At 43.9% G+C, this 12873-nt stretch carries 7 protein-coding genes and 1 pseudogene; 3 read left to right on the plus strand and 5 right to left on the minus strand.

Annotated features, from left to right (window positions below; translation table 11 throughout):
• Window positions 1–9: 9 nt before the first annotated feature.
• A complete protein-coding gene (gltB, locus tag Xvie_RS04565) occupies window positions 10–4467 on the minus strand; it encodes a glutamate synthase large subunit (RefSeq protein ID WP_086108177.1) in 4458 nt (1485 codons plus the stop codon).
• Between the two features lie 666 nt (window positions 4468–5133).
• Here gltB and arcB point away from each other — a divergent pair.
• The 3 genes and pseudogenes from arcB to mtgA all read left to right on the plus strand — a co-directional run bounded on the left by arcB (window position 5134) and on the right by mtgA (window position 9084).
• Window positions 5134–7564, plus strand: a pseudogene (arcB, locus tag Xvie_RS04570) (aerobic respiration two-component sensor histidine kinase ArcB).
• Between the two features lie 145 nt (window positions 7565–7709).
• Window positions 7710–8363, plus strand: coding sequence for an isoprenoid biosynthesis glyoxalase ElbB (elbB, locus tag Xvie_RS04575; RefSeq protein WP_086108179.1), 654 nt, complete (start codon window positions 7710–7712; stop codon window positions 8361–8363).
• Window positions 8364–8367: 4 nt separating this feature from the next.
• Window positions 8368–9084 (plus strand): monofunctional biosynthetic peptidoglycan transglycosylase, encoded by a 717-nt coding sequence (gene mtgA, locus Xvie_RS04580; RefSeq protein ID WP_086108180.1) that lies wholly within the window; start codon window positions 8368–8370, stop codon window positions 9082–9084.
• A 112-nt stretch (window positions 9085–9196) separates the two neighbouring features.
• On the opposite strand, the gene dolP is transcribed toward mtgA, so the two are convergent.
• From dolP to Xvie_RS04600, 4 genes are all read right to left on the minus strand, one after another.
• A complete protein-coding gene (gene dolP, locus Xvie_RS04585) occupies window positions 9197–9772 on the minus strand; it encodes a division/outer membrane stress-associated lipid-binding lipoprotein (protein WP_086108181.1) in 576 nt (191 codons plus the stop codon).
• An 11-nt stretch (window positions 9773–9783) separates the two neighbouring features.
• Entirely contained in the window at window positions 9784–10374 is a 591-nt protein-coding gene (diaA, locus tag Xvie_RS04590; protein ID WP_086108182.1) for a DnaA initiator-associating protein DiaA, read from the minus strand.
• 50 nt (window positions 10375–10424) lie between these two features.
• Complete coding sequence (locus tag Xvie_RS04595; RefSeq protein ID WP_208612515.1) at window positions 10425–10835, minus strand: YraN family protein; 411 nt, start codon at window positions 10833–10835, stop codon at window positions 10425–10427.
• Window positions 10836–10956: 121 nt separating this feature from the next.
• A complete protein-coding gene (locus Xvie_RS04600) occupies window positions 10957–12852 on the minus strand; it encodes a penicillin-binding protein activator (RefSeq protein ID WP_086108184.1) in 1896 nt (631 codons plus the stop codon).
• Window positions 12853–12873: the final 21 nt, after the last annotated feature.

A 12873-nucleotide genomic window follows, 5' to 3' on the forward strand; every position in this document is an offset into this window, starting at 1 on the left:
ATTGACTCCTTACTGCGCCTGAACCCGCAATTCTGCTGAAGAACGGCTACGGTGCCCCAATAACGCACTGACATCACTGGATTTAGGTTTAACCAACGCAAATTTATTGACCCATTGAGACCAATTTTCCAATATGCTTTCGCCGTGTTGAGAATTTGTCAGGCGGACATGTTCGGTAATTAATCCCCGCAGATGTTCTTTGTGAATAGCCAGACTATCCATTGAGAGGACTTCCACCAGTTCTGGATTGACGCGTTTACGGAAGCCATCAAATTCATCAAGTACGTAAGCGAATCCACCAGTCATGCCTGCCCCAAAGTTTACGCCAGTGCTACCTAGAACACAGACGATCCCACCAGTCATATATTCACAGCCATTGTCGCCGATCCCTTCAATAACGGTAACGGCACCTGAATTACGTACTGCAAAGCGTTCACCAGCATGTCCGGCAGCAAAAAGTTTCCCGCCTGTTGCACCATAAAGGCAGGTATTGCCGATAATAGTGGCTTCGTTACTTTTAAATGCGGAACCAACAGGGGGAAGGATAGTAATACACCCACCAGCCATACCTTTGCCGACATAATCATTGGCATCGCCGATTAAAGTCAATTCGACTCCGCCAGCATTCCAGACACCAAAACTTTGCCCGGCAGTTCCACTGAAATGCAGTTTGATCGGATCGGTAGCCCGCCCTTGATCGCCATATCGAGCCGCAATTTCACCAGAGAGAGAGGCACCAACAGAGCGATCTGTATTTTGGATATCAAAATAGAACGTTTTGCTTTGTGAATTTTCCACATAAGGCATCGCTTGAATGACAATCAATTTATTCAGCGTACCCTGATCAAAAGGGGAATTATCTTCTGTGCAATGCAGAGCTTTGCCGATGTGAGGCTCTGCCGTTTCCAGCAATGGCTCAAGATTGAGTTTGTTTTGTTTGGCTGAAATCCCCTCAAGTATTTCCAGCAAGTCTGTTCGACCAATTAAATCAGTAAGTTGTTTCACACCTAACTGCGCCATTAATTCTCGTGTTTCCTGTGCAATAAAGCGGAAGTAATTCATGACTCTTTCTGGCAGGCCGTGATAATGAGATTGGCGTAGTTTTTCATCTTGTGTAGCAACACCAGTGGCGCAGTTATTTAAGTGGCAGATCCGCAAATATTTACAGCCGAGGGCAACCATTGGGCCAGTCCCGAAACCGAAACTTTCTGCACCTAAAATAGCCGCCTTGATAATATCCATACCCGTTTTCAAACCCCCATCAACCTGAAGGCGGATTTTATGGCGCAGCCCATTGGCAACCAATGCTTGTTGGGTTTCCACAAGTCCCAATTCCCATGGGCAACCTGCATATTTGACAGAAGAGAGCGGACTTGCACCGGTGCCGCCGTCATAACCGGCAATGGTGATCAGATCGGCATAAGCTTTGGCAACACCTGTGGCAATGGTTCCAACTCCCGGCTCTGAAACCAGTTTTACGGAGATTAGCGCTTTCGGATTCACCTGCTTAAGATCGAAAATCAATTGGGCCAGATCTTCGATTGAATAAATATCGTGATGTGGTGGTGGTGAAATTAAGGTCACTCCGGGGACGGAATAGCGTAATTTGGCGATATAAGGCGTGACTTTATCTCCCGGCAATTGGCCTCCTTCCCCTGGTTTTGCACCTTGGGCGACTTTTATCTGGATTACATCAGCACTGGCCAAGTACGCTGGCGTAACTCCAAATCTGCCAGAGGCGACTTGCTTGATGCGGGAAACTTTGTTGGTACGATAGCGCGCAGGATCTTCCCCACCTTCTCCGGAGTTGGAAAAACCACCTAGCGCATTCATCGCTTCTGCCAGCGCTTCGTGGGCCTCAGGGCTGAGAGCACCAATTGACATGGCTGCGGTATCAAAACGTTTGAATAATGCTTCTGCGGGTTCAACATCCTCAATGTTAACGGACTCATCTTTGGGAGAAATGGCAAGCAGATCCCGCAATGTTGTTATGGGACGTCCATTAACTAATTCAGAATATTTCAGGTAATCGCTGTAGTTGCCACTGTGGACTGCTGCCTGCAATGTACTGACAACATCAGGGTTATAAGCGTGATATTCCCCATTATGGACATATTTCAGCAACCCTCCTTGATCGATGGTGTGGCGATGTAACCATGCCCGTTTGGAAAGATTACGCAGATCTTGTTCAAAATCGCTGAAATCTGCGCCTTCAATACGACTGACGACACCATTGAAGCAGATATTTGCCACATTAGAATGCAGGCCGACGGCTTCGAACAATTTCGAGCAGCGGTAAGAGGAAATGGTGGAGATCCCCATTTTAGATATAATTTTATACAGCCCTTTATTAATGCCATTGCGATAATTAAGCATCACGCGGGCGTATGGTGTATTGATTGTACCGTCATCCACCATTTTTCCCAGTGACTCATAGGCCAGATAAGGATAAACCGCAGTAGCACCAAAACCGATCAATACTGCAAAATGATGTGGATCACGCGCACTGGCGGTTTCTACGATCAAATTGGTATCGCAGCGCAGGTTTTTCTCAACTAAACAATGTTGAATCGCACCGACAGCCATTGGTGCCGGGATTGGTATTCTTTCAGGTGAAATATTGCGGTCGGATAGTACCAGCATTACTGCACCTTTACGGGCGAGTTCTTCTGCTCTTTCACATAAGGTTGAAATTGCGCTTTTCAGCGTGATTTCCTGTGGATTGAAGGTCAAATCCAACGTATCAGCGCGATAATAGGGCTCCTGATAGGTCGTCAGTTGCACAAAATCAGAGTAGAGCAAAACCGGAGATTCAAAGCACAGCCGATGAGCCTGCCCCTCGGCTTCACAAAAAACATTCATTTCTCGTCCAATGCGGGTAGCCAGAGACATGACATGAGCTTCACGCAATGGATCGATGGGAGGATTGGTGACTTGGGCGAATTGCTGACGAAAATAATCATAAATAATGCGCGGACGGCTGGAAAGTACAGCAAACGGCGTATCATCTCCCATTGAGCCTGTCGCTTCTTGAGCATTTTCACCGAGGGTGCGGAGAATCTGATCCAATTCCTCATTACTGTAGGCAAACTGTTTGTGGTAAGTTGCCAGCAGGTGATCATCAAAATCTCTCTGCCCGGCTTGTGCTTCCGGCAACGCTTCAAATGGTATCAGACGTTTGACGTTTTTCTCCAGCCACTCTTTATATGGATGGCGGCTTTTCAAATCATTATCCGTTTCGGCTGAGTGGAGAATGCGGCCCTCATAGGTATCGATGACCATTAACTCACCTGGCCCAACACGGCCTTTTTCGACGACTTCATCTGGTTGGTAATCCCAAATACCGACTTCAGAAGCACAAGTAATCAGCTTATCTTTGGTAATCACATAGCGGGCAGGGCGCAAGCCGTTGCGATCCAGATTACAGGCTGCATAACGCCCGTCGGAAATAACGATGCCAGCTGGTCCATCCCAAGGTTCCATATGCATAGAATTGAAATCGAAGAACGCTCGCAGGTCTTCATCCATATCAGGGTTATTCTGCCATGCTGGTGGAACGAGCAAGCGCATTGCGCGTATTAAATCCATGCCGCCATTGAGGAACAGTTCCAGCATGTTGTCCAGTGAACTGGAATCAGAACCGGTTTCATTAACAAAAGGCGCGGCAGTATGTAAATCGGGGATAAGTGGTGTATGGAACTTATAGGCCCGGGCTTTAGCCCATTCGCGGTTTCCGGTAATGGTGTTGATTTCCCCGTTGTGAGCCAGATAGCGAAATGGTTGTGCCAATGGCCAGCGAGGAACTGTATTAGTTGAAAAGCGCTGGTGGAACAAACAGATGGAAGACTCCATGCGCAAGTCAGCCAAATCAGGGTAGAAGCGCGGTAAATCCGCAGCCATGCAAAGTCCTTTATAAATCGTGACCAGATTAGACAGGCTGCAAATATAAAAGTCGTTGTCGGTAATGCGTTTCTCTATGCGGCGGCGGGAAACGAACAGTCGGCGTTCCAAATCTTGCGCACGCCATCCGGCTGGCGCATTGATGAAAACTTGCTCAATGCGGGGGAGGCTTGATAGGGCAATATCACCTAAAATATCGCGATTAATAGGAACTTCCCGCCAACCCACAATGGATAGGGTTTCGTGTTGTAATTCCTGCTCAATAATATCACGACATGATTGGGCTATTTTTTCGTCCTGACTCAGGAACAGCATACCGACAGCATAGTTTTTAGCGAGCCGCCATGATTGCTCACTGGCAATCATTTGAAAGAAACGGTCTGGTTTTTGCATTAACAAACCACAGCCGTCACCCGTTTTTCCATCCGCCAGAATCGCGCCTCTGTGTTGCATACGAGCCAGTGCATGTATGGCTGTGCGCACCACTTTGTGGCTCGGATCACCTTCAATATGCGCGATTAATCCAAAGCCACAGTTATCTTTTTCCTGTAATGTATTATACAACATTGTAAAACTCCCCAAGTTCTGTCCAATTCTCACATCACTCGCGAGATGACGTAGATATTTATTATTTCTACAGGCGTCTAATTCGCGCCCTCAGTCAAACGCCACTTGTTTATTAGTCTCAACAAGTGGTAAATCAAAATGATGTTATGTCTATATCACTGCATAAATATGAATCGGGTGGTTATCCGGCAGATAATTTTCAGTGAATTCCCAAGTTAGCGATAAAAATCGAGTAGGTCAAATAGTGCCAAATCATATTTTTCACACAAATATTTTTATCAATATTTTGATTTTAAAGTGAAATATATTTGTTTTTTTATTTTGTGACCAAGATCATTCATCGTGAATGGTGTGATTTATATCACTAAAACTACCACACTATCTATTTAATATATGCTTTATCGCACGGATTGTTTAATATTTTATTCTTTTAATTTTCTTAATTTTGGTTTTTTAGTTCTTATTTTTCTTATTTAAAGAGAAAGTAATTAGGTGTTTTTTGAGCATGCAAAGGTTTTCAGAAAACAATCAGAATAATTATTCTGTTTTTCGGGTTTTTTATTCCTTGCAGGGATTAAGGGCGATAACGCTCAACGAAGTTGGGGCTTTTTTACGTTATGATTCGCTCTAGTGATTTTACTGGAAATAATTTTACTGGGAGCAGTTATGAAGCTGATTCGAGGGCTTGCCCAATATTATGTAGATTTGATGATGAAGCTGGGGCTGGTGCGTTTTTCGATGTTACTTGCATCGGCTTTAGTTATTCTTGCTATTGCGATGCAGATGGCGGTTACAGTTTTACTGCATGGAAAAGTGGAGAGTATTGATTTAATTCGCTCCATTTTTTTTGGTTTGTTAATCACGCCTTGGGCAGTTTATTTTCTCTCCATTGTAGTCGAACAACTTGAAGAATCCCGTCAGCGTTTATCCAGCTTGGTTGAAAAACTTGAAGAAATGCGCCAGCGTGATGCGGCATTAAATCTGCAACTCAAAGAAAATATTGATCAATTGAATCAAGAGATCGGCGATCGAGAAAAGGCGGAAAAAGCCCATTTGGTTTTGCTGGATAAACTTAAATTGGAAATGGAACATCGCGAAAAAACCCAGATTGAACTTGAGCAGCAATCGGTACTATTGCGTTCATTCTTGGATGCCTCCCCAGATTTGGTTTATTACCGCAATGAAGAGAATGAATTTTCCGGCTGTAATAGGGCGATGGAATTGCTGACCGGTAAAAGCGAAAAACAGCTCATAGGTCTGACACCGATGGATGTTTACGATAAAGAAATTGCCAGCAAGGTGATGGAAACGGATGAAAAAGTATTCCGTCATAATGTGTCCCTGACTTATGAACAATGGTTAGTTTATCCAGATGGGCGTAAAGCCTGTTTTGAGTTAAGGAAAGTCCCTTTTTATGATCGCGTTGGTAAACGGCATGGATTAATGGGATTTGGGCGCGATATAACGGAGCGTAAGCGCTATCAGGACGCTTTGGAGAATGCCAGCAGGGATAAAACGACTTTTATCTCTACGATTAGCCATGAACTTCGTACGCCTTTAAATGGCATCGTGGGCTTGAGCCGAATCTTAATGGATACCGACTTAACACCAGAGCAATGTAAATATCTGGAAACAATTCATGTCAGTGCGGTTACTTTGGGCAATATCTTCAATGATATCATTGAATTAGATAAAATTGAGCGTCGCAAGGTTCAACTGGATAACCAACCGGTTGATTTCACGGGTTTCATGACTGATTTGGAGAATATTTCAGGTTTATTGGCACAGCCGAAAGGCATTAAATTTGTTCTGGAACCAGAACTGCCATTACCCGAAAAAGTGCTGACTGATGGAACCCGCTTGCGGCAAATCTTATGGAATCTGATTAGCAATGCTGTGAAATTTACGCTTCAAGGAGAAATTCGGGTTCGCATCTGGCGTGAGGAAGGAAAGCGCTTATTATTTGAAGTGACAGATTCAGGTATTGGCATTCCTGCGGATGAACTGGAAAAAATCTTCGCCATGTATTATCAGGTCAAAGACAGTGCTGGTGGGCGCCCTGCAACCGGGACGGGTATTGGCCTTGCTGTTTCGAAGCGTCTTGCTCAAGGCATGGGAGGGGACATTACTGTGAAAAGTGCGTTAGGCAAAGGCTCTTGTTTTACTTTGTCTGTTGTTGCTCCAGCCATTGGTGAATATCAAGAAGGGAAGACTGAACAAGATACCTTGCTATTGCCGGCATTGAATATCTTGCTGGTAGAAGATATTGAATTGAATGTCATTGTAGCCCGTTCTGTTCTGGAGAAGCTGGGAAACAGTGTTGATGTTGCCATGAACGGTCATGATGCACTGGCAATGTTTGATCCTGATGAATATGACTTGGTGTTACTGGACATCCAACTGCCGGATATGACAGGGCTTGATATCGCCCGTCAATTGCACCAGCGTTATTCATCTCAATCCCTGCCTCCTTTGATCGCCCTGACGGCTAATGTGTTAAAGGATAAAAAAGAATACCTTGATGCAGGCATGGATGGCGTACTCAATAAACCGTTATCCGTCAAGGAATTGACTGCCATAATAGAAAAATATTGGGGTAAGGTATCTGAACCTGAAAACACCTTATCGGAAGTTGATATTGTGGATCAGGATGAAGAGCGGCTAGATATAGAGATGCTTAACCAATATATCGAATTGGTTGGGGCAAAAATGATTATAGATAATCTGACTATTTTTGAAACTATGATGCCAAATTACCTTTCTTTGCTGGACTCCAATATGACAGCCAGAGACCAAAAAGGCATCACGGAAGAAGCACATAAAATTAAAGGCGCGGCTGGCTCAGTCGGGTTACGTCACTTGCAGCAATTGGCTCAGCAGATTCAGTCACCAGATTTACCTGCGTGGTGGGACAATGTTCAGGAATGGGTGGATGAGTTAAAGTTGGAATGGAAGCATGATATAGAAATATTAAGAAATTGGTTATCAAGCGCTACAAAAAAATAACCCCAACCGAAGTTGGGGTGCGCTAATACTGCGCCAACACCAGGGAAACTTGTTTACCCGCTTATCTAAGATTTATTTTCGATGCGAGTAATTAAAGAATTCTTCCGTACAGAACACAGGTACCAACATAGCAAAGATAAGATTTTTTGTTACAAGATTCATTAAAATCTGTGATGAAGATTGGTGTTTAACCCTCTAAGGGGTTAAGCATTAATCTACTACAAATGGAGAGGAATATGAAATCTGTTGCCGTTATATTAAGTGGATGCGGAGTGTACGATGGAAGTGAAATTCACGAATCAGTTCTGACTATGCTCTCTTTGAGTCGTCTTGGTGCTGAAGTCTCTTTTTTTTCACCTGATGAGGTACAACATGATGTTATTAATCATCTTAATGGAGAAGATAAACAAGAAATCCGCCACATAATGGAAGAATCTGCCCGCATAACACGTGGAAATATACAGCCTTTATCCAAAGTTGATATCGATAAGTTGGATGCACTGATTATTCCTGGGGGTTTTGGTGCAGCCAAGAACTTATGTAATTTTGCATTCAAAGGGTCAGATTGCGAAATAAATAAAGAACTATTAATAATAGTTCAAAATATGCACAAAAAAGGCAAGCCAATGGGGTTTATGTGCATTTCCCCTGTTATGATACCTAAAATATTAGGCAGGCCGATAAAAGTAACCATAGGTAATGATCCAGAAACTGCGGCTCAAATAGAGAAAATGGGAGGTATACATATTGAGTGCCCGGTTGATGACGTTGTCATTGATTTTGAAAACAAAATTGTAACAACACCCGCTTATATGCTCGCAGAATCTCTGTCTCAAGCAGAAAGAGGAATTGATAAATTGGTTAGAGAAATATTGGGAATGATTGAGTAATCGGATGAAAAATCCTTTTTCAATATTGTGGCGTTGGCTGAAAAGAATTGTCGTATCGATCACAATTCTGTGGTTTGTTGCTGCAATTGCTTTTTCATTTCTGCCAGTGCCGTTTTCTATGGTGATGATAGAGAGACAAATCAGTGCGTTAATGTTAATTAATTTCTCTTATGTTTCTCGATCCTCATGGGTGGATCAGAATCAAATATCACCTTATATAGCATTAGCCGTCATTGCAGCTGAGGATCAAAAATTTCCAAAACATTGGGGATTTGATTTTGATGCTATCGAAACTGCTATAGCGCATAACAAAAAATATCAGAAGCGAATTCGGGGGGCGTCGACAATTTCTCAACAAACAGCCAAAAATTTATTTTTATGGGAAGGGCGTAGTTGGGTAAGAAAAGGATTGGAAGCGGGAATGACGGCTGCGCTGGAATTGCTGTGGACAAAGAAACGTATTTTGACGGTTTATCTCAATATTGCTGAGTTTGGCAATGGTATTTTTGGTGTTGAGGAGGCTGCCCAGTATTACTTTGGCAAACCTGCCAGTCGATTGACAGTATATGATTCTGCATTGCTCGCAGCTGTACTGCCAAACCCCCATCGCTATAAAGTGAATGCTCCCTCCAGATATGTATTGCAGCGTCAACAATGGATTTTGCGGCAAATGCAGTTAATGGGGGGAGAGAATTACTTAAAGCAAAATGACTTGAAATAGGCGATGAATATGGGTGCCTGTCCGCTGGCACCAATAGCTGCACATAAAAAAGCGGCACAAATTGATGCCGCTTTAATGGTTGTTAGTTGAGATTCGCTTTTAGCTGAAATTTTTAGTTGAGATGTGTAAATGCTGTTGTGACGCGTTTTACGCCACTGGTTTCGCTGGCAATTTTCGCTGCGGCAGCCCCTTCTTGCCGTGTGACGATGCCAAACAAAAAGACTTCACCATCTTCTGTCACTACTTTGATGCTGGATGACCTCACTGAGTCACTGGTTAAAATGCTTGAGCGCACTTTGGCCGTCAGCCAAGTATCGGCGGTAGTCGTGCTCAGTGAAATGGGATTGCCCTGACGGATCTCGTTATATACTACGTTGGTGCCTTCAACCTTCGACGCAATCTGTTTTGCTCGCTCAGCCAGAGCCATATTTGGGCATTGGCCGGTTAAAAGAACCTTACCTTGATACACAGTGGCTACCACGCGGGCTTGTGCCTTAATTTGTGGATCTTTGCTGATGGCAGTGCTGACACGAGCTTCTAGCGTAGTATCGTCAACTTGTTGGCCAATTGTTCGCGGATCTGAACCTGCTTTCGTGGCAAACGCGGCGGAACCTACGACGGCAGCACCAATACATCCTTGTAATAGCATGGCACTGAAACATACCAATAATAGAGAAAATAACCGCATAAGTTGGCTCCTTATTCATCCTGATGAGGGAATAACGTATTGTCGATTAAGTCGCACAGACAGTTAATTGTCAACATATGGACTTCTTGGATCCTGATGCTGTGATGTGAGGGGATGCGTATTTCAGTATCCTGAGGGCCTAATAAACCTGCTAATTCACCCCCATCGTAGCCTGTCAGCGCGACAATCGTCATATCACGTGTAACAGCCGCTTCCACTGCTTTGACGATATCTTTACTGTTTCCATGTGTAGAAATAGCAAGCAGAACGTCCCCTGCATGTCCTAGCGCCCTGACTTGTTTGGCGTAGATTTCGTCAGGCTGTTTACCGTTGGCGATGGCAGAAATCACCACATTATCTGTATTCAGTGACAGGGCTGGCAAACTTGGCCGATCAGTTTCGAAGCGATTGATCATGCTGGCGGCAAAACGCTGTGCGGTTGCGGCAGATCCACCATTACCACAGCAAAGGATTTTATTGCCGTTCAGCAATGATTGAACCATCATCATTGCGGCGCGTGAGATTGCGTCGGGTAATGCTTCTGCTGCTGCGATCTGAGTTTGAATACTTTCTGTAAAGCAGACTTTAATTCTATCCAGCACGTTATGACCTATGTATTTGGAATATATTTATTTAGCGAAATATTGATAACCTACTGAAATAGGTTCTCATTCAGGGTGAAGGCATTTTGCAGCCATTCAAATTTCTGTCCTGTTATTGCACAAACATCGAAACGGCATGATGCCGTTTCTAGGCATTCATTGCGTTGGGACAGCCAGACAGCAGCTGTATACAAAAGTTTTCTACGTTTACTTTGAGTAATTGTAGCAATAGCTCCGCCATATTGTGCATTCTGACGGAAACGGACTTCAACGAATATCCATGTATATTTATCACGCATAATCAGATCGATTTCCCCGCCACGAATTTTCACATTCTCAGTAACAAAGACAAGCCCTTGTTTTTGCAAGAACAGTTTGGCTTTCTGTTCGTAATGGCGCCCTAGCGCATAGCGATTGCTTGTTGGTTTTTTCATCCTTGAAATGACCACGATACCTTTCATATTTAAAATTGTAGTTTTTTTAAGCTGTAGTTTGTTTAAACGATCGCTTTTCAAATAGTAGCTTTTCAAACGGTAGTTGTTTAAACAATAGCTTGACTACTTACTTTTACGTCCCCTGTCATTATTCATATTCGGGGGTATTACGCAGCACAGTATTATTCATGTTATCAGGATAACCCATGCGGTCAGTGTTATTGCTGTGTTCTGTGCCGTTAATATTTACGCTATTGGTATTTTCGGTGTTATTGACACTGTCAGAGAGAGCTTCAATAACTATGCGACCATTATTGAATCGCATCCATGGCAGCTGACGCAAGATGGTGCAGTTATCTGTTACGGACAGTTCTCCTGAGGCACCGTTCAGTCGGAATCCCATTTCTTGCCGCATTTGCGTAAATTGATTAGCCAGTGACCAGGCATCAATTCCCATGGCGTAGAGACGAATCTGGGAATAATCATTGAGGAATTTCTTGGCGGCCTGCTGCATTAATGTCACATTCGCGCCTGTCAGTAATGGAATGTCACTAAATTGCATACCGTCCATCTCTAGGCGGAAATCCGGGCCTGAACCTGATGTATTGCTGCGTGAGCTGGTATAGAGAGCCGGTTTTTTACGGGAGCTGATGGCCATATCGATCATTGGCTTGATGGTAGTCAGTTCATTCGCTGTTGCAATAATGTAAATCGCATCCACTGGGGCAGTAGCTGAGCTTGTGGAGATAACCGGCGTACCAGATAAGCGAATACCAATACCACGATTCATGGATTGCCTCATTTCGCTCGGCGTTCCAAAAGTTTGTTGCAATGTCGTCTGACCACCCAATTTTTGCCATTCTTCTGCAAAGGCTTTTGCAACTCGGGTACCCAGTTCGGTGCGAGGTACTAACACCAAAGGGCTGCGTTTTTGCTGTTGCCAAATATGCATCGCGGCATTTTTCGCTTCATCTTCAGGAGAGAGCGAGAAATAACAGATATTTGACTGCGTTTTTGGTACATCGAGTTCATTGAGAGCCAGAATATTCAATGGAGTCTCAATCTGAGCCAATTGCTCTACATTAGGTTTCAGTAATGGCCCAACGACCAAAGTCACTCCATCTTGTTCAGCCTGTGCCAGCAGAGTAGTAAGCGGCTGGCTATTCGTGTCATAGACTTTTACAGCCTGATCGTTGATAGGGGCATCATTAATTGTAGAGCCTGCTGTGGTTACACCCATGTCAGATACGGATTCAGCTGTAGCTATGCCACTATTTATGCCACTATTTTCTGAATGTGCGGCACTGGTATTTTCAGGCCCGGCTGATTCAGCATTAGATGGTTCGGTATTGATTGCCTCATTTGAATCAATGACATTTGTTGGCAACACGGGGTTTGACAACGTAGTCTTTGATAAAGATAACTTTGGCAATCCTTTTTGTGCATCAAGAAAACCTTGGCGGATAGCTTCACCAAATACTTTTGTCGGACCGCTTAAAGGCAGAAATAAACCAATTGTGGCATGGCTGGTTTTGGCCTCTTGCAATATTTGTTGCAGGGCCGAAGGTAAATTACGTGCAGCGGGATTGTTTGAATAACGGACTTTCCAATCGTGGACAGCTGAACGCAGTTTCTCCAGATCCTGTTTATTGGTCTGATAAGCATTGAGTAAATCAAGCCAACCTTGCAATGTATATTCATTGGCATTAATCACCAATTCGCCCATTTGCTGTGGTGAAAGATGTGTCAGCAATTGCCATGTCTCATCAAGGTTTTTCTGGCGGGCAGCGTCATCTGTTGCTTGGTTTTTTGTTAAATAAGATTCCAAAGCGATATACGCACGAATAACGTCTAGAGATGGTTGATTGTGTGCTGCATCAATAATGGCTTGATAGCGGTTAATCTCTGCGCTGATATTGTCCTGAGGCTCAGAAGTTGGTTGCCCTTGCGGTTCGGGCATGGTACACCCTGCAATAATCATAGTCGACAGCAGCGCTGTATAGACTAAACCAGTTTTAAAACGCACAAAAATTGAGGGAAGCATACTGTATCCAGTGATGTTTTT

Origin of the sequence: Xenorhabdus vietnamensis (assembly GCF_002127535.1) — a bacterium.
GTDB classification, from domain to species: domain Bacteria; phylum Pseudomonadota; class Gammaproteobacteria; order Enterobacterales; family Enterobacteriaceae; genus Xenorhabdus; species Xenorhabdus vietnamensis.